The sequence below is a fragment of the Roseateles sp. FW301-B2 genome (genome assembly GCF_058788955.1).
Genome location: NZ_JBYTBE010000014.1, coordinates 25,707 through 48,117 on the forward strand (window position 1 = coordinate 25,707; position 22,411 = coordinate 48,117).

Consider the following 22,411-nt stretch of genomic DNA (forward strand, 5'->3'; position numbering starts at 1 on the left):
CTACATTCCCACGATTCGACGGCGCTGCACACTCACCGCCGCCAGCAGCAGGCAACCGGTGAGCACCGCCCGCATGAAGGGCGAGACGCCAAACAGGTTCAGGCCATTGGTGAGCAGACCCAGGCTCAGGGCCCCCGCCACCACGCCGGTGACGCTGCCGGCGCCGCCGGTGAGCTGCACCCCGCCGAGCGCCACTGCCGCCACCGACTCGAGCGCAAACGCCGAGCCCAGTGCCGGATCACCGGCGGCGACGCGGCCGGTCAGGTAGATGCCCGCCACGGCCGCCAGCAGGCTGCAGGCCATATAGGCCAGCACCACCAGGGCGCGCGCATTCACGCCGTTCAGGTAGGCGCTGCGCGCCTGGCCACCCACCGCATAGAAATGCAGGCCCAGGCGGCTGCGGTTCAGCAGCCAGGCCACGCCCGCCACCGCCGCGCCGCACCACAGCAGCGAGTGCGGCAGTCCCAGCCAAGTACCGGAGGCCGCATGGGTGAGCGCCGGCGCGATGCGGCCGCCGGGAATGGGCAGCACCACATGGGCCAGGCCCTGCAGAAAGGTGGCGGTGCTGAGCGTCATCACGAGCGGATGCACGCCCGCCAGCGCCACGCCCACGCCATTGAGCAGGCCTACCGCCAGGCCCAGGCCCAGCGCGAACAGCACGCCCCATAGCGGGTCTGGCTGCACCGCCAGCAGGCAGCTGCTGAGGCTCATCACCGCCCCTACCGAGAGGTCGATGCCGCCCAGCAGGGTGACGAAGAGCTGGCCCAGCGCCGCGATCAGCAGGGCGGCGATCTGGCCGCCGAAGTTCAGCAGATTCTGGGGCTGGCGGAAGTCCGCATTGCTGGCCAGCAGGCCCAGCACCAGCAGCAGGGGCAGGCCCAGGGTGTAGCGGCTCAGGCCGGAACGGATGGTGGTGCTCATCTCAGGCCTCCTGCACCTGGCTTGACGGGATGCCGGCCTGGGCGGGGCTTTCCTGCAGGGCCAGGGCCAGCAGGCCCTCCTCGCTGGCCGCAGCACCCGCCATGGTGCCGACGATGGCGCCCTGGCGCAGCACCAGGATGCGGTCGCACAGGCCGATCAGTTCGGGCAGATCGCCCGACACCGCCAGCACCGTGCCGCCCTCGGCGACGAACTGGCGCAGCAGGCCGTAGATCTCGGCCTTGGCGCCCACGTCCACGCCGCGCGTGGGTTGCTCGACCAGCAGCACGCGCACGCCCGAGGCCAGCCAGCGCCCCAGCATCACCTTCTGCTGGTTGCCGCCGGACAGCGCGCCCACCGCCAGCGCGGGGGCGCTGCGCATCTGCATGCGCTCGGCCAGGCGGGTGATGAGGGCCGGGTCGCGGCGGGCGCGCTGCCACAGCCGTGTGCCGCGCAGGCGGCCCAGCCAGATGTTGTCCTGGATCGGCAGGTCAAGGTAGAGGCCCTCGGCCTTGCGGTCTTCAGGCATCAGCGCCACGCCCTGGCGTACCGCCTGCGCTGCGCCGTGGCGGTGCTGCACGGCATGCGCACGGCCCAGCTCGTCGATCAGCTCGATGCTGCCGGCACGCGGCCGCGCCAGCCCCGCCAGCGCACGCAACAGCTCGCGCTGGCCCTGGCCCTCCAGGCCGGCCATGCCGACGATCTCGCCGGCACGCAGGGTCAGGTCTTGCCCGGCACGCGCCTCGCCCACCTGCAGGCCGCGGGCGTGCAGCAGGGTGGCGCCGGGGCGCTCGGCGGCGCGCGGCGGGAACAGCTGCTGCAGCTCGCGCCCCACCATCAGGCTGACGAGGCGGTCGGGGTTCAGCGCCGCGCTCGCCTGGGTGCAGACATGCTGGCCGTCCTTCAACACCGAGACGGTGTCGCAGAAGCGGAAGATTTCCTCCAGCCGGTGGCTAATGTAGAAGATCAGCTTGCCCTGGGCCTTGAGCGCCAGCAGCAGGCGCTCGAGGCGGTCCACCTCGGCGCGGTTCAGCGGTGCGGTGGGTTCGTCGAAGATGAAGATGCGCGCCTCGGCGGCCAGGCCCTTGGCGATCTCCAGCATCTGCTGCTCGCCGATGCTGAGCTCGCGGCAGGCACGGTGCGGGGCCAGGCTGATGCCGGCGCGCGCCAGCACCGCCTCGGCCTGACGCCGCATCGCACCGCGGTCCAGCATGCGGGCGCTGAGTGGCTCGCGCCCCAGGCAGAGGTTCTCGGCCACGCTGAGATTGGGCAGCACGGTGAGCTCCTGGAACACCGTGGACACCCCCAGGCGGCGTGCTGCGGCCGGGCTGGCCAGGCGCACGGCGACGCCGTCGATGAAGATCTCGCCCTCGTCCGGCGCATGCACGCCGGCGAGCAGCTTCATCAGCGTGGACTTGCCGGCGCCGTTCTCGCCGGTGACGGCGTGGATGGAACCGGCCGCGCCCGCCAACGAGACCTGCTGCAGCGCCGCGGTGGAGCCGAAGCGCTTGGACACCTGGCGCAGCAGCACGCGTGGCGCTGCCTGCCCTGCCTGGGGATGGTCCATGGTGTGAGCCCTCGGCTTCAGCGGCGGAACTGCTGGTGCAGCTTGTCCTCGGGCAGGCCGCTGGGCAGCCAGAAGGCGTCGTTCAGGTCGGGGCGGTAGAACTTGTCGAGCTGCTCGCGCGCGATCGGCGCCATGGTGGAGAAGTAGCTGCGGTAGAGCGGCTTGCCCTCCAGCAGGCCGGTGGCGGCGCGCACCACCGCGGCACCCAGGCCGGGGGTCATCAGCGGCGCCACGCTCTTCAGGCCGCTCTCCTTCCAGATGCGCAGGAAGCCGTTGTTGGCCTCGCCCGTCATCGGCACCAGGGCCTTGCCGGCTTCCTTGAAGACGTCCAGGCAGGCGCGCGTCATCTCCGAGCCCGAGAACCAGATGCCATCGACCTGCTGGCCCGAGAGCACCAGGTTCTCGCACAGCTGCTTGCCCTTGGCGTAGTTCCAGTCGCCGAACACCTCCTGCGTGATCTTCAGCTCCGAGCCCTCGATGGCCATGCGGAAGCCGTCATAGCGCAGCTGCTCCTCGTCCACCCCGGCCACGCCGCGGAACACCCAGAGATTGCCCTTGCCCTTGAGCTCCCTGCGCAGGAACTCGCCGCCCTGCTGGCCGAACACCTTGCCGCCGGCCATCACCTCCACCGTGCTCATGGTGGCCGGGCCGTAGGCGCCGAAGGTCACCACCGGGATGCCCAGCTTGGCAGCCTTCTCGATCAGCGGCGCGCCGACCGCCTGCGAGATCGGGCCGATGATGAGCACGTCGACCTTCTTGGCCAGCAGGTCTTCCACATCGGCCACCTGCTTGGCAGGGTTCCAGTTCGCCTCGGTGACGATGAAGCCACCGATGTTCTTGTCCAGGCCCGCGGTGTGGCGCATCTCGGAGATCATCTGCACGATCCAGCTGTTGCCCATGCCGGCCCAGCTGACGCCGATGCGCCAGGGCGCGGCCTTCTTGAACTGGCCAGGCTTGGTCTTCTCGCTGCTGGTGGGCGAGAGCTGGCCGCCGGGCAGCAGCTCCACCTCGGCGGCCTGCGCCGCGCCCAGCCCGAGGGCCAGGGTGGCGGCCAGGGCGGTGGCGCGCAGGCCATGCTTGATTGCGTTGCGGTTCATCTTGCTTGTCTCCGTTTTTCGTAGTGGCGAGCGTGTTCCCCACGCTCCGAGGGCAAAGCCATCCCCCGCCCCGGCCGATGCGGGGCTTGTGGCGGCTGAGGGATAGCGGTGAGGTTCAGGCGGTGACGCGATCCAGCCAGGCACGTAGCTGGGCAATCACCTCGGCGCGGTTGGTCTCGTTGAGCACCTCATGGCGCGCGCCGCCATAGACATGGCTGCTGAGGTCGCGCATGCCGGCCTCGCGCAGGCGCGCCAGCAGCGGCTCGTACCAGGCCAGGTAGCCGTTCACCGGGTCCTGGTCGCCGGTGAACAGATACAGCGGCAGCTCGGCGCGGATGCGGCGCAGCTGCGCCACGTCGGCGGTAGCTTTGTTGCCAAGATCGAAGACCGAGAACAGCGAGGCCTCGGTGAGCGCGAAGCCGCACAGCGGATCGGCGATGTAGGCGGCGGGCACGGCGGGGTCGCGGCTGAGCCAATCGGCCGGCGTCTGCGGCTGCGGTACGGCGGCGTTGGCGCCCTCCACGGTCCAGCCCGAGATGCGCGGGTCCAGCAGGTCCAGCGCCGCGGTGCCGGAGAGCGCCACTGCGTCCACCAGGGCGCTGTGCTCGAGCAGGTAGATCTGGGCCGCGAACGAACCCATGCTGTGGGCCAGCATCACCAGCGGCTGGCCCGGATGGCGGGCGCGCAGCTCGCGCGAGACGCTGGCCATGTCGGCGATGGCGGCGGCAAAGCCGCGCGGGCCGAAATCGCCCAGGCTGCCCTGGGCCTGGGCCCATTCGCCGTGGCCGCGGTGCTCGCTGCCATAGACCGTGTAGCCGGCATCCACCAGGGCCTGGGCCACATGGCGATAGCGGCGCACATGCTCGGCCATGCCGTGCACGATCTGCACCACGGCACGCGGCTTGGCATCGCCACTCCAGGCAAAGGTCTCGATCTCGTGGCCATCGTCGGCGCGAATGGCGAAGTGCTGTTCGTTCATCTGGCTTGTCTCCTGCTGGTCCGGGGATGGGGTCTCGCCCCTGTTTGAAGCAATCCTAGGCAGCGCCTCGGCGCCTGTCCGTCGGAAGCTTCCACACCCTGCGTAGGAATGTTCTGACGAGCCGCGTTTCAGAACCTTCCTAGCCCCGTGGCAGAAATTTCTGACGGCCAGGCACGGCGCGTCTGCCTACGCTTGCCGCACAGATCAAGAACCCTCAGGAGACCCGCATGGCCACCCAGCCCGAGCCCCAGCCCGAGACCATCGTGCGCACCGCATCGGCCTATGCCTACCCGCTGCTGATCAAGCAGCTGCTGCACACCCCGTTGGCGAATGCCGCCGAGCAGGAAATCGTCTACCGCGATCAATCGCGCTACAGCTACCGCGAGTTTGCGAAGCGCGTGGCGCGGCTGGCCAATACCTTGCGCGCCCAGGGCGTCCGCCCCGGCGACACGGTGGCGGTGATGGACTGGGACAGCCACCGCTATCTGGAGGCCTACTTCGCCATCCCGATGATGGGTGCGGTGCTGATGATGGTGAATGTGCGCCTGTCCAACGAGCAGATCGCCTACACCCTGGACCACTGCGGTGCCAGCACCCTGCTGGTGAACGAGGATTTTCTGGCCACCATCGCGGCACTGCGACCGCGCCTGCCCGAGCTCAAGCGCGTGATCGCGCTGCGCGACGAGGCCGGCGGCAGCGCCGACAGCGAAGGCGTGGACGGCGAGTACGAGGCCTTGATGGGCGCGGCCAGCAGCGACTACGCCTTCCCCGAGCTGGACGAGGACACGCGCGCCACCACCTTCTACACCACCGGCACCACCGGCCTGCCCAAGGCGGTGTACTTCAGCCATCGCCAGATCGTGCTGCACACCCTGGCCACCGCCGCGGGCCTGGCGGCCAGCCCGGAGCAGCAGCGCTTTCACCGCGGCGACGTCTACATGCCGCTAACGCCGATGTTCCACGTGCATGCCTGGGGCCTGCCCTTCGTGGCCACCCTGCTGGGGGTGAAGCAGGTCTATCCCGGCCGCTACGTGCCCGAGCGCATCGTCGAGCTGGTGCGGCGCGAGCGCGTGAGCTTCTCGCACGGCGTGCCCACGGTGCTGCAGATGGTCATCAACGCGGCCCAGGGCCAGCGCTTCGAGGGCTGGAAGATCGTGGCCGGCGGCTCGGTGCTGCCACCGGGCCTGTGCCAGCAGGCGCTGGCGCATGGCATCGACATCTTCACCGGCTATGGCATGTCGGAGTCCTGCCCCATCCTGACGCTAGCACAGCGCCCTGCCGCGGCGGACGCCAGCAGCAGCGATGCCGACTTCCGCATGCGCGCCGGCTGGGCCATCCCGCTGGTGGACCTGCGCATCGTCGACGACCAGCTGCGCGAGGTGCCGCATGACGACGAGGCGCTGGGCGAGGTGGTGGTGCGCGCGCCCTGGCTGACCCAGGGCTATCTGAGCAACCCGGCCGCCTCCGAGGTGCTGTGGCAGGGCGGCTATCTGCACACCAACGACATCGGCCGCATCGACGCGAGCGGCTGCCTGCGCCTGGTGGACCGCCTCAAGGACGTCATCAAGACCGGCGGCGAGTGGATCTCCTCGCTGGATCTCGAACATCTGATCGCCAGCCATCCCGGCGTGGCCGAGGTGGCGGTGATCGGCGTGGCGAGCGCGAAATGGGGCGAGCGGCCCCTGGCCATCGTCACGCCCAAGCCGGCCTTTGCCGACACCCTCACCGAGGAGGAGCTCAAGCAGTTGGTGGCCCAGCTGGCCGAACAGGGCGTGGTGCCGCGTTACGCCGTACCCGACCAGGTGCTGTTCGTGCCCGGCATCGACAAGACCAGCGTCGGCAAGTTCGACAAGAAGGCGCTGCGCCGCAAGTATGGCAGCCCCGGCGGCTGAGCCCTCGCACCCCCAATCCCCAACCCGTCGACGGTCGCCTGCGCCGTCGTCGCGGCAGCGCCATGCCCGCATGGCAAGCAGCAGGCACACCAAACCCACAACCAGGGGCTCTCAGCGCCCCGCCGTAGGAGACAAGAGATATGAGCAAGCACATCCTCAAGCCCGCCGCCCTGGCGGCCACCCTGCTCGCCCTGGCCGCCAGTGCCAGCGCGCAATCCAGCGTCAGCGTCTCGGGCCGCATCGACCTGAACGTGGGCAAGGACATCGGCTCCTCGGTCAAGCGCATGGGCACCGGCGCCATGAGCCATCTGGCCTTCAGCGGCAGCGAGGAGCTGGGCGATGGCATGAAGGCCTTCTTCATGCTGGACCACCGCCTCAACGCCGACGATGGCACGACCAACAACCCCGGCGCCTTCCTCAACAACCCGATCGGCACCTTCTGGTCACAGGCCTCCTACGTGGGCCTGAGCGGCAAGTGGGGTTCACTCACGCTGGGCCGGCAAATGACGGCGGCGCTGCTGCCGCAGATCCTCGTCGATCCCTGGTTCTGGGACAACGCCACCAACGGCTTCATCGCCGATACCGGCTATATCGGCAACCTCTGGTACAACAACGCGGTCACCTATGACTACAGCGCCGGCGCCTTCTCGCTTTCGGCCCAGGTGGCCGCCAAGGAGGGCAATCCAGGCTGGAGCGGCGTGGCCAACAAGAGCCCCTACTCCTTCGCCCTGGGCTATGCCCCCGGCCCCTGGCAGCTGCGTCTGGGCTACGAGAAGCCGGCCGACGGCCGCTCCAAGCTGCTGAGCCTGTTCGGCGCCTATGCCTTCGACGCGCTCACGCTCAACGCCATGCTGGGCGACGGCACCGACATCGGCGGCAACAAGGTCAAGACCTGGGCGGTTTCCACGGTGGTGCCGCTGGGCGCCGGCCAGATACGCGCCAGCTATGGCGAGTACAAGAACGCCGGCACGGTGGGCTCGCAAAAACTCTCGCTGGGCTACTACTACTCGCTCTCCAAGCGCACCGCGGTCTATACCAACTTCGCCAACGAGCGCAAGGCGCTGAGCGAGAAGTCGGGCTACGAGTTCGGCCTGCAGCACCTGTTCTGAGGCAGCCGCCATGAAGTACCTTCTCGCGCTTGATCAGGGCACTTCCAGCTCGCGCAGCATCGTGTTCGATCAGGACGGGCAGGTGCTGGCGCTGGCGCAGCGCGAACTGCGCCAGCGTTACCCCCGGCCCGGCTGGGTCGAGCACGACCCGGCCGAGATCTGGGAGGCACAGTTGGCCACCGCGCGCGAGGCCCTGGCCCGCGCCGGCCTGGCGGCGCGCGACATCGCCGCCATCGGCATCACCAACCAGCGCGAGACCACCCTGCTGTGGGACCGCCGCACGGGCCAGCCCCTGCACCACGCCATCGTCTGGCAGGACCGCCGCACCGAGGCTGATTGCGCAGCGCTGGCCGCGGTGCCGGGTCTTGCCCAGCAGGTGCGCGCCAGCACCGGCCTGCAGCTGGACCCCTATTTCTCGGCCACCAAGATCGCCTGGCTGCTGGACCAGCTGCCGGACGCACGCGCGCGCGCCGAGCAGGGCGAGCTGGCCTTCGGCACGGTGGACAGCTGGCTGCTGTGGCAGCTCACCGGCGGCCGCGTGCATGCCACCGACGTCAGCAATGCCTCGCGCACCCTGCTCTTCAACATCCACCGCGGGGCCTGGGACGAGGCCCTGCTGCAGCAGCTGCGCGTGCCCGCGGCGCTGCTGCCGGCGGTGCATCCCTCCAGCCACTGCTTCGGCGAGAGCGCGGCCGAGTTGCTGGGCGGGCCCATCCCGATCTGCGCCATCGCCGGCGACCAGCAGGCCGCCCTGTTCGGTCAGGCCTGCTTCCGGCCCGGTCTGGCCAAGAGCACCTATGGCACCGGCTGCTTCATGCTGATGCACACCGGCACCGAGGCGCGCAGTTCGGCCAACGGCCTGGTGAGCACGCGCGCGGCCCAGCCGGGCGGCGCGGCCCAATACGCGCTGGAAGGCAGCGTGTTCGTGGGCGGCGCGGTGGTGCAATGGCTGCGCGACGGCTTGCGCGCGATCCAGGGCAGCAGCGAGGTGCAGGCCCTGGCCGAGAGCGTGCCCGATGCCGGCGGCGTGATGTTCGTGCCCGCCTTCACCGGCCTGGGTGCACCCTACTGGAGTGCCGAGGCGCGCGGCGCCATCGTCGGGCTGACACGCGGCAGCACCGTGGCCCATATCGCGCGCGCCGCGCTGGAGAGCATCGCTTTCCAGAGCGCGGCGCTGCTGCAGGCCATGGACCGCGATGCCCAAGCCGGCGGCGGCGCCTCGATCAATGAGCTGCGCGTGGACGGCGGCGCCAGCGTCAACAATCTGCTGATGCAGTTCCAGGCCGATCTGCTGGGCATCCCGGTCGTGCGCCCCCGGGTGGTGGAGACCACCGCCCTGGGCGCGGCCTATCTGGCCGGCCTGGCCACCGGCGTCTATGCCGGGCTCGGCGAGTTGGAGCAGCGTTGGCGGCCCGAGCGCTATTTCCACCCGACGCTGTCGCGTCAGCGCGCCGGCGAGCTGATGGCGCGCTGGGAAGCGGCGGTGCGGCAGGCGATGGCGCACTAGACTGCGACCATGAGCACTAGCAACGCCAGCACCATGGAGGATCCCTCCTTCCAGGCCATCATCGAGCAGTCGATCGCGGGCGTTTATGTGCTGCAGGACGAGCGCTTCGTCTATTGCAACGACACCTGGGCCGGCTTCATGGGCATGACGCGGCAAGAGATGATCGGCCTTACGTTGCGCGACGTGGTGCCGGCGGATTTCATCGACCAGTCGCTGAGCATCTACCGGCGCCGCATCTCGGGCGAGATTCCCAGCGTGCGCTATGTGACCCCGGCCCTGCACAAGGCCGGCCACCGCGTGCACCTGGAGGTGCATGGCACGCGCCTGGCCTATCACGGCCGGCCCGCGGTGGTGGGCGTGGGCATCGACGTGAGCGAACGCGTGGCGCGCGACGAAGAGCTGCGCCGCGCGCGCCACGACCTGCAGGAGCTCACCGCCCACATCAACCGCGACCGCGAGGCCCAGCGCGCCCGCTTCGCGCGCGAGATCCACGACGTGCTGGGCGGCCTGCTGGCTTCCATCAAGATGGACATCAAGCGCATCAACCGCCGCGTGCAGGACCCCGAGCTGCTGCGGATGGTGGCCGGCCTCACCGCGGTGACGCAGGAGGCGATCCAGACGGTGCGCGAGATGTCCGAGGAGCTGCGCCCCAGCGGCCTGGACCATCTGGGCCTGCGCCCCACCATGGAACGCGAGCTGGCACGCTTTGGCGCGCGCCATGCCATCGACTGCAGCCTGGACTGCGCCGAACTGAGCTTTGCGCTGGCCAGCGAGCGCGCCACCAGCATCTACCGTGTGCTGCAGGAGGGCCTGCAGCTCTTGCTGCTGCGCGGCGCACCCGCGCGCCGCCTCGCCGTGCGCCTGCAGCAGCACGACAGCGAACTGCTGCTGGAGCTGCGCAGCGACGGGCCCGGCCTGGCCGGCGCGGCGCGCGATCTGCTGGGCATGAAGGAGCGCGCGCGCGAACTCGGCGGCGCACTGGAGGCCCAGGCCCTGGCGGAGGGCGGCAGCTGCCTGCGCCTGCAGGTACCGGTATCGGCATGACCATGAGCACCACAGACCATAAGCTGGCGCTGGAGGATCCCTCCTTCCAGTCCATCGTCGAGCAGTCGATTGCCGGCGTCTACGTGATCCAGGACCAGCGCTTCGTCTATTGCAACGAAACCTGGGCCGGTTTTCTGGGCTACACGCGCGCCGAGATGACCGGGCTCACCTTGCACGAGCTGATCCCGCCCGACTTCCTCGAGGAGTCGCTGAGCATCTTCCGGCGCCGCATCAGCGGCGAGCTGGGCGGCACGCGCTATGTCTCACCGGGCCTGCACAAGGACGGCCGGCGCGTCTACGTGGAGGTGCATGCCTCGCGGCTGGACTACCGCGGCCGGCCCGCGGTGGTAGGGGTGGGCATCGACGTCACCGAGAACGTGCGGCGCGACGAAGAGCTGCGCCAGGCGCGCCGCGACCTGCAGGAGTTGGCGGCCCAGATCAACCGCGACCGCGAGGCCCAGCGCGGCCAGTTCGCACGCGAGCTGCACGATGTGCTGGGTGGCCTGCTGGCCTCAATCAAGATGGACGTGCGGCGCATCGACCGGCGTGTGGCCGACGCCGAACTCAAGACCATCATCGCCGGCCTGCTGGAGGTGACGCAGGAAGCAATCCAGACGGTGCGCGACATGTCCGAGGAACTGCGCCCCAGCGGCCTGGACCACCTGGGTTTGCAGGAAACCCTGCGCCGCGAGCTGCTGCGCTTCGGTACGCGCTACGAGATCGAATGCGAGTTCGCCTGCACCGAGGCCCTGCCGGCCTTGCGCGCCGACCGCGCCACCAGCGTCTACCGCATCGTGCAGGAGGGGCTCAACAACATCGCCAAGCATGCCCAGGCACGCCATGTGGCGCTGCGCCTGGCCGAGGCCGGCGGTAGCTTCAGCCTCGAGCTGCGCGACGATGGCATGGGCCTGGCCGGCAACGTGCCGCGCCTGGACGCGCGTGGCATCCTGGGCATGCGGGAGCGCGCCCGTGAACTGGGCGGCAGCCTCGAGCTGCTGGCCCTGCCCGCGGGCGGCACCCGCCTGCACCTCTTGATACCGAGCGCGCCATGATCCGAGCCCTGCTGGTCGACGACCACACCATCTTCCGCACCGGACTGCGCCGCCTGCTCTCCGATGAGGCCGACATCCGCGTCACCGACGAGGCCAAGGACGTGGCCGAGATGTTCGGCAAGCTGCGCGGCGGCGCCTTCGACGTGGTGCTGCTGGACGTGAACATGGCGGGCCGCAGCGGCCTGGAAGCGATGCAGTCGATACGCGCCGAGTTCCCGCGCCTGCCGGTGCTGCTGCTCTCCATGTACCCGGCCGAGCAATACGCCCTGGTGGCGCTGCGCGCCGGCGCGAATGGCTACCTGACCAAGGACGTGGAATCCGAGGAGCTGGTGCGCGCCATCCACGAGGTGGTGCGCGGCAACCGCTACCTCACCAGCGCCGCCACCCAGCGCCTGCTGCTGCAGCCCGGAGGTGGCGGCGACGAGGCGCCACACCTGAAGCTCTCCAGCCGCGAGCACCAGATCATGCTAATGATCGTGCAGGGCATCTCGCTCACCGACATCGGCGCCAAGATGTTCATCAGCGTCAAGACGGTGAGCACCTACCGCACCCGCATCCTGCGCAAGCTGGGCGTGGAAAGCAATGCCGAGCTGGTGATGTATGCGGTGCGGCACAAGGTTGTGCCCTGCTGAGCGCGGGCCGGCCCGCGCTCCGGCGCTCAGCCGCCCGCCTGCCCAGGCGTTGCGCGCAGGGACTTCATGCGCTCCATATAGGCCGCCAGCACGGGGTACTCGCCCAGGATCTCGGCACTGCCGGGCGGGCGGGACATGTAGACCAGCTGGGCATTGACGGCAAAGTCGCACAGATAGGGCTGCGCGCCCAGCAGAAAGGGCTGGCCGGCCAGCATGCCCGTCAGGGCCGCGAGCTCGCGCCGCAGGTCGCTGGCAATGTGGCCGGCCGACTTGCGGCCCGTGCCCTGCCCGCGCAGCTGCGCCGCGATGCGGCGCTGATAGAACAGGCGCGCGCCGATGCCCAGCGGCGTGGCGCCGAAGGCCTTGCGCACCATCGGCTTGCCGCGCGGCTCCAGCCACTGGAAGTACAGGCCCAGGAAATACAGCGCCTCGTCGGCCCAGTCCTCGAGCGCATGCGAGAGACCCTGCAGGCGCGGATCCGCAGGCAGGATCGGCGGCATCGGGAACAGGCGTTCGAGCTCGTGCGCGATATCGGTCGAGTCGATCAGCAGCCGCCCGTCGATGTCCAGCGCGGGCACCTTGCGCACCTCGCTGCGCCGCAGCAGCTCCATCAGCGACGGGCCCAGCACGGGCACGCGCTCGTACGGCAGCCCCTTGTAGCTCAGCACCGAGCGCAGCTTCATGCAGAAGGGCGACGGGCCCCAATCGAAGAGTCGGAGTTTCAGTGCTTGCATGGCCGATGGTGCTCAGGGTTGATACAAGACGCAGCCGCCGAATTTGACCAGATCAAGCCCGTCTTGCACCTGCCGGCGCATCGTGCGCCACGATCCAGTCCAGGAACTCCCGGTACCAGAGCCGCGAGTTCTGCGGCTTCAGCACCCAGTGGTTCTCGTCGGGGAACCAGAGCAGGCGGGCATCGACGCCGCGGGCCTTGAGGGTGTTGTAGTAGGCCAGGCCGTTGCAGTCGGGCACGCGGTAGTCCAGCGCGCCATGGATCACCAGGGTGGGCGTGTGCATCTGCGCGGCGGCGCTGTGCGGGCTCTGGGCCAGCACCTTCGGGCCGTCGTCCCAGTAGCGCGCGCCCAGGTCGCGCGGCCGGTCCATATAGGAGTCGGCGCTGAAGGTGGCGACGCGGTCGAACACGCCGGCGTGGCAGACATAGCTGCGGTAGCGGCCGGGCTTGACGTGGCCGTTCATCCAGGCGACCAGGAAGCCGCCATAGCTGCCGCCGGTGGCGCTGAGGCGCTGCTTGTCGGCCCAGGGCTGCTTGCGCAGCCAGTCGCTCGCGGCCTCGATGTCCTCCAGCTCGAGCTGGCCCTGACGACCCATGATGCTGTCGCGGAAGGCGAACCCGAAACCGCTGGAGCCGTGGTAGTTCACTTGCGCGATCACATGGCCGCGGCCGGCCAGCACATGGGGGTTCCAGCGGTAGCTGAAGGTGTCGCCGGCGGCGGCAAAGGGGCCGCCGTGGATGACCTGCATCACCGGATACTTCTTGCTGGCCTTGGCCTTGGCGTCGAAGCCGGGCGGCAAGGTCAGCCACAGCTGCACCGGCTCGCCGAGGGCGCCGGTGACGCTTACCTCGCGTAGCTCGCCGAGCTGGCGCTGCGCCAGCAGGCCGTCGTTGAAGCTTTCCAGGCGCATGGGTTCATCCATGCCGGCGCGCCTTGCCTGCACGCGCACCGGATGCAGGGCGCTGTCGCTGGCGGTGACGAGCACCTCGCCCGCGATGTCGAAGCCCTGCACCCAGCCGCCCTGATGCGCGATGGCGAGGTCCTGCGCGGCCAGGCCATGCCGCCACAGATGGCAGCGGCCGCGCTGCTCGGCTGTGAAGAAGAGGGCCGAGGCATCGGCGGCCCAGCGCAGCGGCGCCTGCACATGCAGGTCGGCATGCTCGGCCAACAGGCGCCAGCCGCGGCCCGGGCCCACCAGGGCGAGCTGGTTGAGGGCGGTGTGGCGATGGCCGACCTGGGCGGCGGTGCAGGCCAGGGCCTTGCCATCGGGCCGGTAGCGCGGTGCGCCGAAATCCCATTGCGCGTCGTCGGCCAGCGGCTTGATGCGGCGCGTGCCGAGATCGATCTCGGCCAGCGCCAGACGGTTGCCGGGCAGGGGCGGGCGTGCCGGGTCATGCTGGAAGGCCACGCGGCGGCCATCCGGGCTCGGGTCGTAGACCTCGTTGCCGGCGGCGTCGCGCGGCAGCTCGTAGGCCGTGCCCTCGAACAGATCGCGCACCCGGCCGGTGGCCAGCTCCAGCAGCAGCAGATGCAGCACGCGGCCCTGCGGGATGTTGTGGTCCCAGTAGCGGTAATAGGCCTCGCTGGTGGCGTAGCCGCTTTCCTTGCGCTGGCTGAACTCGCGGTACTGGCGCGCCTGCGCGGCCGCGCCCTTGAGCCCGGGCCAGACCCAGGCGGCGAACAGGATGCGCTTGCCGTCGGCCAGCCATTTGAAGGATTCGATGCCGGGCGCAAACTGGCTCACGCGCCGCGCCTCGCCGCCATCGGGCGAGATCAGGTAGAGCTGGGGCGTCTCGTCCCGGGCGCCTTCGCCTTGCTCGCGCCTGGCCAGGAAGGCGATGCGATCACCCTGCGGCGACCAGGCGGGCTGGCCGTCCTTGTCGCCGCACTGGGTCAGCTGCAGCGGCGCGGCGCGCTCGGTGGGCAGCAGCCAGAGGCTGGAGCGCGAGCGGTTCTCGGCCATGCTGCTGCGCGTGAGCGTGCACACGGCGCGCCGGCCGTCGGGGGCCAGGGCCAGCTGGCCGATGCGGTCCATGGACCAGAGATCCTCGGCATCGAGGCAGCGCTGGGCGGCGGGTTTTTTCTGGCTTTGCATGCGCTGCATCCTAGCCGCGCAGCAGGCGCTCGGTCTCGCCATCGGCGGGATAGAACAGTTCCACGCACAGCTCCTGCAGCGTCACGTCGCGCGGCGTGCCGAAGCTGGTGAGGGTGGTGAAGAGCGAGAGCCGGCCGATCGGCAGCTCCAGTTGGCAGGGCACCAGCAGGGCCGGTGCGGCGGGCGCCGCGGCCGCGGGCAGCGCCTGCACATTCGGGTAGGCGCTGACCTCGCGCTCCAGCGCCAGCAGCTCGGCATCGCCGCTTTCCAGCACGGCGCGGTGCAAGGCCTCGACCAGATAGCCGCCCCAGTCGGCGAAATTGCTGGTGAAGCGCGCCATGCCCTGCGGATGCAGGCTGGCACGCATGATGTTGAGCGGCTGCGGCGGTGCGGCGCGCAACTCGGGCGGCAGCAGCGCGGTGAGATCCAGCGCGGCCCGGTTGGCCAGCACCACGTTCCAGTGCCGGTCCAGCACCAGGCCGGGATAGGGCTGGTGGGCGTCCAGCAGGCGTTGCAGGGCGGCGCGCACCGGTTGCATGTCCTGCGCCTGCAGCGGCTGCTGCGAGTAGCGCGGCGCATGGCCATGGGCCAGCAGCAGGTGGTTGCGCTCGCGCAGCGGCATGTCCAGGCGCGCCGCCAGGGCCAGCAGCAGCTCGGCGCTGGGGCGCGCGCGGCCGGTCTCGACAAAGCTCAGATGGCGGGGCGAGACGCCCACCTCGAGCGCCAGCTCCATCTGGCTGAGCCTGCGCTTGCTGCGCCAGCTGCGCAAGAGCGCGCTCGGCTCGACAAGCTGTTGTGCCTGCTGCTGTGTCTGCATGCCTTCTCCCGCCTGCCGCGGATGCTGCGGCCGGCCGCCATTGTCGCCAAGCTCGCGCCGCTTACCTGCCAGGTAATCGACGCGCCCGCCCGGCCTGGAAATACTGCAGGCACCGATTCACAACCACCTCGAAGGAGTCAGCCATGTTCCATATCCGTCCCTCGCGTCTGCTGAAGGCCGCCCTGCTGGCCGACATCGTCATCAGCGGCGGCCTGGCCGCGCTGCAGCTGCTGCTGGCGCGCCCGCTCGGTGCGCTGCTGGCGCTGCCGCAGCCGCTGCTGGTGGAAAGCGGCCTCTTCATGCTGGGCTATGGCCTGCTGCTGGCCTGGATGCTGAGCCGCCCGGCGCTGGCGCGCGGGCTGGTGAAGCTGGTGGCCTTCGGCAACCTCGGCTGGGCGCTCGGCTGCCTGGCGCTGGCGCTGTCCGGCCTGGTGGCGCCCAGCGCCTGGGGCCTGGGCTTCCTGCTCATGCATGCGCTGGGCGTGACCGGCCTGGCCACGCTGCAGCTGCTGGGCCTGCGCGGCTCCGCGCCGGCCGCGGCGGCGCCGGCCGGCGCGCACACGCTGCACCAGGCCTGAGAGGCTCAGGCCTCGGGATCGGGCTCGTAGAGCTGCTCGAAGCGCGCCGCAGCGATGGCATAGGCATCGCTGCCATCGGCGCCGTTGGAGACCAGCCAGTCGCCGGCCTGGTAGGCGGTCAGGCCCTCCTTGGTGGCCACGCTGCCGGCGCGGGCAGCGCGCTCGGCCCACACCGGCGCCGCCTTGATCCAGCGCCCGGGGCTGAGCTCGCGGTAGCTCCGGGCAAAGGAGTCGGCCGCCACGGTGTAGACCTCGCCGCCGTTGTCCACCAGCCAGTCGCCCGCCTGCGCGCGCTGCTCATGGCCCCATTTGCGGTAGGCCAGAAAGCCGTCGAAATCCAGCGCCAGGCGCACGGCGGTGACGGCCTGGTCGGGGCGGCGGCGGTAACGCTGGCGCATGCGGGCTCCCTGCGTGAATGCACAAGATGAAGAACGAGGCCGTCCATCTTGCCATGCGGGCCTATCCGAAGTTGACATAGCTGGGCCTCAACAAAGCATATTTCCCATGTAGGGCGCACCCCTAAGCTCGCCGGGCAAATCGACCATGCCCATGAAGATCACCAAGCTCACCACCTATCGCCTGGCCCCGCGCTGGCTGTTCCTGAAGATCGAGACCGACGCCGGCGTCGCAGGTTGGGGCGAGCCCGTGATCGAGGGCAAGGCCCGCACGGTGGAGGCCGCCGTGCACGAGTTCGAGCCCTATCTGATCGGCCGCGACCCGGCGCGCATCAACGACCTTTGGCAGACCATGTACCGCGGCGGCTTCTACCGCGGCGGCGCCATCCTGATGAGCGCCATTGCCGGCATCGACCAGGCGCTGTGGGACATCAAGGGCAAGGCCCTGGGCGTGCCGGTCTACGAACTGCTGGGCGGCCTGGTGCGCGATCGCATGAAGACCTATTCCTGGGTCGGCGGCGACCGCCCGGCCGATGTGATCGCCGGCATCCGGCGCCTGCGCGAAGGCGGCTTCGATACCTTCAAGCTCAACGGCAGCGAGGAGATGGGGCTGATCGACAGCGCCGCCAAGGTCGATGCCGCGGTGGCCCGCATCGCCGAGATCCGCGCCGCCTTCGGCCAGACCATCGAGTTCGGCATCGATTTCCACGGCCGCATCGGCGCGCCCATGGCCAAGGTGATGCTGCGCGAGCTGGAGCCCTACCGCCCGCTGTTCGTCGAGGAGCCGGTGCTGGCCGAGCAGGACGAGAGTTATGCGCGCCTGGCCCAGCACACCAGCATCCCGCTGGCCGCCGGCGAGCGCATGTACTCGCGCTTCGAGTTCAAGCGCGTGTTCGCCGCCGGCGGCCTGGCCATCGCGCAGCCCGATCTCTCGCATGCCGGCGGCATCAGTGAATGCCTGAAGATCGCCGGCATGGCCGAGGCCCACGACATCGCCTTCGCGCCGCATTGCCCGCTGGGCCCGGTGGCGCTGGCCGCCTGCCTGGCGGTGGACTTCGTCTCGCACAACGCCGTGCTGCAGGAGCAGAGCATGGGCATCCACTACAACCAGGGCGGCGAGCTGCTGGACTATGTGAAGAACCGCGCCGACTTCCATATCGAGGGCGGCTATATCCGCCCGCTGCCCGGGCCCGGCCTGGGCGTGGAGGTGGACGAGGAGCGCGTCATCGCGGCCAGCCGCAGCGCGCCCGATTGGCGCAACCCGCTGTGGCGCCACGCCGATGGCAGCGTGGCCGAATGGTGAGGATGGCCCACCCCCGAGGCGCTTCGCACCTCCCCCTCAAGGGGGCAAGCCCGGCGGCCCGGCAGAGCCGGATCCGCGCGCTCCGCTGGGCACGAGCGCTCGCCTGCAAGCCATGCTCCGTCCAGGATGCATCGTCATGAGCAAGGCGGAACTGATCGGGCTGGACTGGGGCAGCACCAGCCTGCGCGCGATGCTCATCGATGCCCGGGGTCAGGTCTTGAGCGAGCGGCGGTCGGCGCGGGGCGCCTCGACGCTGGCGGGCGGCCCGGCCGGTCCGGCCGCCTTTGCGGCGGCGCTGGACGAGCTGATCGCCGACTGGTCGCCGCTGGGCCTGCCGATGCTGGCCTGCGGCATGGTGGGCAGCCAGCATGGCTGGCGCGAAGTGCCGTACGCCGACTGCCCCGCCGATGCCCAGGCACTTGCCGCTGGCGCGCTGGCGGTGCCTTGGCGCGGCCATGCGCTGCGCCTGCTGCCGGGCCTGCGCTGCGAGAGCGCCGCGGGCGTGCCCGACCTGATGCGCGGCGAGGAGACCCAGCTGCTGGGCGCGCTGACGCTGGCGCCCGAGCTGGGCGCGCGCAGCTGCGTCGTCATGCCCGGCACGCACAGCAAATGGGCCCGCGTCGTCGATGGCCGGCTGCTCGGCTTTGCCACCCATCTGACCGGCGAGCTCTACGCGCTGCTGCGCCAGCATTCGGTGCTCGCACGCCTGATGCCCAGCGAGGACTGCAGCGATCCAAGCGCATTTGCCGCGGGCGTGCGCGCGGCACGCGAGCGCGGCGAGGAAGGCCTTTCGCATCAGCTGTTTGCGGTGCGCACCCTGGGCCTCGGCGGGCACCTGGCCGGCAGCGCCCTGCCCGACTATCTTTCCGGCCTCTTGATCGGCCATGAGCTGCGCGCCGGCCTGGCGGCTCGCGATGCCGATGCGCCGCTGGTGCTGGTGGGCGAGCCGGCGCTGTGCCAGCGCTATGCCAGCGCGTTGGCGCTGTTCGACCGCGCCGCGCCGCGCCTGCTGCCCAATACCGCCGCGCTGGGCCTGTGGCGGCTGAGCCAAACTTGCTAAGGACGCCCGCATGCCGAGCAGCAAATTCGACGCGGCCTTCGCCGCCCTGCCCCTGGTGGCGATCCTGCGCGGCATCCGCCCCGACGAGGTCGAGGCCATCGCGCTGCGCCTGTACGAGCAGGGCTTTCGCCTCATCGAGGTGCCGCTCAATTCGCCGCAGGCGCTGGACTCGATCGCCCGGCTGGCGCGCTGCCTGCCCGCGGACGCGCTGCTGGGTGCCGGCACGGTGCTGAGCCCCGGTGCAGCCGACCGCGTGCGCGAGGCCGGCGGCGAGCTGATCGTGATGCCGCATGCCGACACGCGCGTGATCGCCCATGTGAAGGCGCAGGGCCTCAGCTGCGTGCCTGGCGCCGCCACGCCCACCGAGGCGCTGGCCTGCGTGGAAGCGGGCGCCGATGCGGTGAAGCTGTTCCCGGCCGAGCTGCTCACGCCCGCGGTGGTGAAGGCGATGCGCGCGGTGCTGCCGCCCGGCCTGCGCCTGCTGCCGGTGGGCGGCATCACGCCGGCGGCGATGGCGGCCTACCGCGCCGCCGGCGCCGCCGGCTTCGGCCTCGGCGGCGCGCTCTACGCGCCGGGCATGACAGCCGCCGAGGTTGCCGAGCGGGCGCGCGGCTTCGTCAGCAGCTATGCGAATTCAAGATAGGTAGAGGGGAAATATCTATAGGACGGATATGCATGGCCTGGTTAAGCTGGCTGCAAATATAAATATATCGGAGATATTCGCTTGTCATCCAAGCCCCTTGCGCTGAGCCTGGCTCAGACCGCCATGCTCGGCGAAGGCCTGCAATGGCATGCCGGCAGCCAGCGCTGGTGGTGGACCGACATCGAGGCCAGCGCCCTGCATGCCTGGACGCCCGCCAGCGGCGCGCTGCTGAGCTGCCGCCTGCCGGACCGGCTCGGCTGCTTTGCCCATGCGCGCTCGGGCCGCCTGCTGCTGGGCCTGGCCAAGCGCCTGTGCCTGGCCACGCTGGCAGACCGGCAGGCCGCCGGCCCGCAGCCGGCCCAGCTCACGCCGCTGCTGGCGGTGGACGCGCTGGAGCCGCGCACCCGCGTCAACGACGGCCGCTGCGACCGCCGCGGCTACTTCGTGTTCGGCACCATGAACGAGGCGCGCGAGCGCCGCCCCGTCGACACCATCGGCAGCTTCTATCAGTACTCGCTGCAGCACGGCCTGCGCCGCCTGGCGCTGCCGGCGGTGGCCATCGCCAACAGCATCTGCTTCAGCCTGGACGGCCACCGCATGTACTTCTGCGACACGCTGACGCAGACCATCATGCAATGCGACTACGAGGCCGAGACGGCCCGGGTCGCCAATGTGCGCCGCTTCACCACCATGGACGACGCGGAGGCCTGGCCCGATGGCTCGGTGATCGATGCCGAGGGCTGCCTGTGGAACGCGCAATGGGGTGCCGGCCAGATTTGCCGTTATGCACCCGACGGCAGCCTGCTGGAACGCCATCGCGTGCCGGTGGCCAACCCTAGCTGCCCGGCGCTGGGCGGCCCGGCCGGCGACCAGCTGCTGGCGAGCACGGCGCGCCAGGGCCTGACCCGCGAGGCGCTGCAGGCGATGCCGCTCGCGGGCAGCCTGTTCGGCCTGAGCCTGGCGCGGCCGCTGGCGGTGGCCGAAACGCTGTTTGACGACACGCATCACGGAGACAAGACATGAGCCCGACAAGACGCCAGACCCTGACGGCGGGCGCCGCCTGGCTGCTGGCCGCCCCAACCCGCGCCGCCGAGCCGCTCAAGATCGGCTTCTTGGTCAAGCAGGCCGAGGAGCCCTGGTTCCAGGACGAATGGCGTTTCGCCGAACAGGCGGCCAAGGACAAGGGCTTCAGCCTGGTGAAGATCGGCATCCCCAACGGCGAGAAGATGATGGCCGCGATCGACAACCTGGCGGCCCAGAAGGCCCGGGGCTTCGTGATCTGCGCGCCGGACGTGAAGCTGGGCATGGCGGTGGAACGCGCCGCCAAGCGCCATGGCCTCAAGGTGATGTCGGTGGACGACCAGCTGGTGGACGGCGCCGGCAAGCCCATCGCCAGCATCCCGCACATGGGTATCTCGGCCTACGAGATCGGCAGGCAGGTGGGCCAGGGCCTGGCCGAGGAGATGCGGGCGCGCGGCTGGCGCGCGGCCGAGGTGGGCGCGCTGCGGGTGGCCTTCGACCAGCTGCCCACCGCGCGCGAACGCACCCAGGGGGCGCTGGACGCGCTCAAGGCCGCCGGCCTGCCGGCGGCCAATCTGGTGGACGCGCCGCAGGCCAAGACCGATACCGAGAACGCCTTCAACGCCGCCAACATCGCCTTCACCAAGCATCCCGGCTTCAAGCGCTGGGTGGTGTTCGGCATGAACGACGAGGCGGTGCTGGGCGCCGTGCGCGCCGGCGAGGGCCGCGGCCTCAGGCAGGACGCGCTGCTGGGCATCGGCATCGGCGGCAGCCAGACCGCGCTCAATGAGTTCGCCAAGCCCGCCGCCACCGCCTTCTTCGGCACCGTGCTGATCAGCCCACGCCGCCATGGCTACGAGACCGCCGCGCTGGTGGCGCAATGGGTGGCCGAGCAGCAGGCGCCACCGCCGCTGACGCTCACCAGCGGCACGCTGATGACGCGCAAGAACCAGGCCGACGTGCGTCGGCAGATGGGCTTGTGATCGCCATGTCCACGGCCGTGCTGCGCTTCGAGAACGTCAGCAAGCAGTTCCCCGGCGTCAAGGCGCTCGACGGGGTCAGCTTCGAGGCCCATGCCGGCCGCGTGCATGGCCTGCTGGGCGAGAACGGCGCGGGCAAGAGCACGCTGCTGAAGATGCTGGGCGGCCAGTACCGCCCCGATGGCGGCCGCCTGCTGCTGAACGGCCGGCCCTGCGATTTCCACAGCGCCGGCGACGCCATCGCCGCCGGCATCGCGGTGATCCACCAGGAGCTGCAGTACGTGGCCGAGCTGAGCGTGGCCGAGAACGTGCTGCTGGGCCGCCTGCCCACGCGCTTCGGCCTGGTCGACCACGCCGAGGCGCAGCGCCGCGTGGCCGCGCAGCTGGCCGCCATCGGCATCGAGCTGGACCCGGCCGCCCGGCTCGGCGAGCTCTCGATCGCCCAGCGCCAGATGGTCGAGATCTGCAAGGCCGTCGCGCAGGACGCGCAGGTCATCGCCTTCGACGAGCCGACCAGCAGCCTCTCGCACCGCGAGAGCGAGATCCTGTTCCGCCTCGTGCACGCGCTGCGCGCCGAGGGTCGCACCCTGATCTATATCTCGCACCGCCTCGAGGAGCTGTACGCGCTCTGCGACAGCTGCACCATCTTCCGCGACGGCCGCAAGGTGGCCAGCCATGCGGTGATGGCCGAGGTGCGGCGCGAGCGCCTCATCAGCGACATGGTGGGCCGCGAGCTCAGCGACATCTACGACTACCGCCCGCGCCCGGCCGGGCAACGGCGCCTGCAGGTGCAGGAGCTGCGCAGCCAGGCGCTGCCGCATGGCCTCTCCTTCGAGGTGCGCGGCGGCGAGGTGCTGGGCTTCTTCGGCCTGGTGGGCGCCGGCCGCAGCGAGCTGATGCGCCTGCTCTATGGCGCTGACCGGCGCCGTGGGGGTCAGGTCTTGCTGGACGGCGCGCCGGTCAGCGCCGCCGGGCCCGGGGGGGGGGGG

General features: G+C 70.4%; 20 protein-coding genes and 1 pseudogene. 13 read left to right on the top strand and 8 right to left on the bottom strand.

Annotated features, from left to right (window positions below; genetic code table 11):
- From AC3WQY_RS11535 to AC3WQY_RS11550, 4 genes are all read right to left on the bottom strand, one after another.
- A complete protein-coding gene (locus AC3WQY_RS11535) occupies positions 1 to 921 on the bottom strand; it encodes an ABC transporter permease (RefSeq protein WP_492708450.1) in 921 nt (306 codons plus the stop codon).
- 1 nt (position 922) lies between these two features.
- Positions 923 to 2,485, bottom strand: a complete 1,563-nt coding sequence (locus tag AC3WQY_RS11540) for a sugar ABC transporter ATP-binding protein (protein ID WP_492708452.1) — start codon at positions 2,483 to 2,485, stop codon at positions 923 to 925.
- A gap of 17 nt (positions 2,486 to 2,502) precedes the next feature.
- Complete coding sequence (locus AC3WQY_RS11545) at positions 2,503 to 3,582, bottom strand: ABC transporter substrate-binding protein (protein WP_492708454.1); 1,080 nt, start codon at positions 3,580 to 3,582, stop codon at positions 2,503 to 2,505.
- 115 nt (positions 3,583 to 3,697) lie between these two features.
- Positions 3,698 to 4,561, bottom strand: coding sequence for an alpha/beta fold hydrolase (locus tag AC3WQY_RS11550; RefSeq protein ID WP_492708456.1), 864 nt, complete (start codon positions 4,559 to 4,561; stop codon positions 3,698 to 3,700).
- Between the two features lie 227 nt (positions 4,562 to 4,788).
- Here AC3WQY_RS11550 and AC3WQY_RS11555 point away from each other — a divergent pair, with 227 nt between their 5' ends.
- From AC3WQY_RS11555 to AC3WQY_RS11580, 6 genes are all read left to right on the top strand, one after another.
- A complete protein-coding gene (locus tag AC3WQY_RS11555) occupies positions 4,789 to 6,453 on the top strand; it encodes a fatty acid--CoA ligase (RefSeq protein WP_492708458.1) in 1,665 nt (554 codons plus the stop codon).
- A gap of 140 nt (positions 6,454 to 6,593) precedes the next feature.
- Complete coding sequence (locus AC3WQY_RS11560; protein WP_492708460.1) at positions 6,594 to 7,562, top strand: porin; 969 nt, start codon at positions 6,594 to 6,596, stop codon at positions 7,560 to 7,562.
- Positions 7,563 to 7,572: 10 nt separating this feature from the next.
- Positions 7,573 to 9,069, top strand: coding sequence for a glycerol kinase GlpK (gene glpK, locus AC3WQY_RS11565; RefSeq protein WP_492708462.1), 1,497 nt, complete (start codon positions 7,573 to 7,575; stop codon positions 9,067 to 9,069).
- 9 nt (positions 9,070 to 9,078) lie between these two features.
- Positions 9,079 to 10,113, top strand: a complete 1,035-nt coding sequence (locus AC3WQY_RS11570) for a PAS domain-containing sensor histidine kinase (protein WP_492708464.1) — start codon at positions 9,079 to 9,081, stop codon at positions 10,111 to 10,113.
- 2 nt (positions 10,114 to 10,115) lie between these two features.
- Positions 10,116 to 11,165, top strand: a complete 1,050-nt coding sequence (locus AC3WQY_RS11575; RefSeq protein WP_492708466.1) for a PAS domain-containing sensor histidine kinase — start codon at positions 10,116 to 10,118, stop codon at positions 11,163 to 11,165.
- Positions 11,162 to 11,797: a response regulator gene (locus tag AC3WQY_RS11580; protein ID WP_492708468.1), complete on the top strand. Its 636-nt coding sequence runs from the start codon at positions 11,162 to 11,164 to the stop codon at positions 11,795 to 11,797. Before AC3WQY_RS11575 ends, AC3WQY_RS11580 begins: the two co-directional genes overlap by 4 nt.
- A gap of 26 nt (positions 11,798 to 11,823) precedes the next feature.
- On the opposite strand, the gene AC3WQY_RS11585 is transcribed toward AC3WQY_RS11580, so the two are convergent.
- From AC3WQY_RS11585 to AC3WQY_RS11595, 3 genes are read right to left on the bottom strand one after another with little or no spacing between them, the layout of a single operon-like run.
- Positions 11,824 to 12,531 carry a glutathione S-transferase family protein gene (locus AC3WQY_RS11585; protein ID WP_492708470.1) on the bottom strand — a complete coding sequence of 236 codons (708 nt, stop codon included), beginning with the start codon at positions 12,529 to 12,531 and terminating at the stop codon, positions 11,824 to 11,826.
- A 52-nt stretch (positions 12,532 to 12,583) separates the two neighbouring features.
- Complete coding sequence (locus tag AC3WQY_RS11590) at positions 12,584 to 14,626, bottom strand: S9 family peptidase (protein ID WP_492708472.1); 2,043 nt, start codon at positions 14,624 to 14,626, stop codon at positions 12,584 to 12,586.
- A gap of 10 nt (positions 14,627 to 14,636) precedes the next feature.
- Entirely contained in the window at positions 14,637 to 15,443 is an 807-nt protein-coding gene (locus AC3WQY_RS11595; RefSeq protein ID WP_492708474.1) for a helix-turn-helix transcriptional regulator, read from the bottom strand.
- 143 nt (positions 15,444 to 15,586) lie between these two features.
- Here AC3WQY_RS11595 and AC3WQY_RS11600 point away from each other — a divergent pair, with 143 nt between their 5' ends.
- On the top strand, positions 15,587 to 16,021 hold the full coding sequence (locus AC3WQY_RS11600; RefSeq protein WP_492708476.1) for a hypothetical protein: 435 nt from the start codon (positions 15,587 to 15,589) through the stop codon (positions 16,019 to 16,021).
- 5 nt (positions 16,022 to 16,026) lie between these two features.
- Here AC3WQY_RS11600 and AC3WQY_RS11605 read toward each other — a convergent pair whose 3' ends face one another.
- A complete protein-coding gene (locus tag AC3WQY_RS11605; RefSeq protein WP_492708478.1) occupies positions 16,027 to 16,419 on the bottom strand; it encodes a hypothetical protein in 393 nt (130 codons plus the stop codon).
- Positions 16,420 to 16,570: 151 nt separating this feature from the next.
- Here AC3WQY_RS11605 and dgoD point away from each other — a divergent pair, with 151 nt between their 5' ends.
- The 6 genes and pseudogenes from dgoD to AC3WQY_RS11635 all read left to right on the top strand — a co-directional run.
- A complete protein-coding gene (gene dgoD, locus AC3WQY_RS11610) occupies positions 16,571 to 17,719 on the top strand; it encodes a galactonate dehydratase (RefSeq protein ID WP_492708480.1) in 1,149 nt (382 codons plus the stop codon).
- Positions 17,720 to 17,855: 136 nt separating this feature from the next.
- Complete coding sequence (locus tag AC3WQY_RS11615; protein ID WP_492708482.1) at positions 17,856 to 18,779, top strand: 2-dehydro-3-deoxygalactonokinase; 924 nt, start codon at positions 17,856 to 17,858, stop codon at positions 18,777 to 18,779.
- A 10-nt stretch (positions 18,780 to 18,789) separates the two neighbouring features.
- Positions 18,790 to 19,422 carry a 2-dehydro-3-deoxy-6-phosphogalactonate aldolase gene (locus AC3WQY_RS11620; RefSeq protein WP_492708484.1) on the top strand — a complete coding sequence of 211 codons (633 nt, stop codon included), beginning with the start codon at positions 18,790 to 18,792 and terminating at the stop codon, positions 19,420 to 19,422.
- 81 nt (positions 19,423 to 19,503) lie between these two features.
- Positions 19,504 to 20,445, top strand: a complete 942-nt coding sequence (locus AC3WQY_RS11625; RefSeq protein ID WP_492708486.1) for an SMP-30/gluconolactonase/LRE family protein — start codon at positions 19,504 to 19,506, stop codon at positions 20,443 to 20,445.
- Positions 20,442 to 21,425 carry an arabinose ABC transporter substrate-binding protein gene (locus AC3WQY_RS11630; protein ID WP_492708488.1) on the top strand — a complete coding sequence of 328 codons (984 nt, stop codon included), beginning with the start codon at positions 20,442 to 20,444 and terminating at the stop codon, positions 21,423 to 21,425. The genes AC3WQY_RS11625 and AC3WQY_RS11630 overlap by 4 nt, the downstream gene beginning before the upstream one ends.
- A 5-nt stretch (positions 21,426 to 21,430) precedes the next feature.
- Positions 21,431 to 22,411, top strand: a pseudogene (locus AC3WQY_RS11635) (ATP-binding cassette domain-containing protein); the annotation flags it as partial.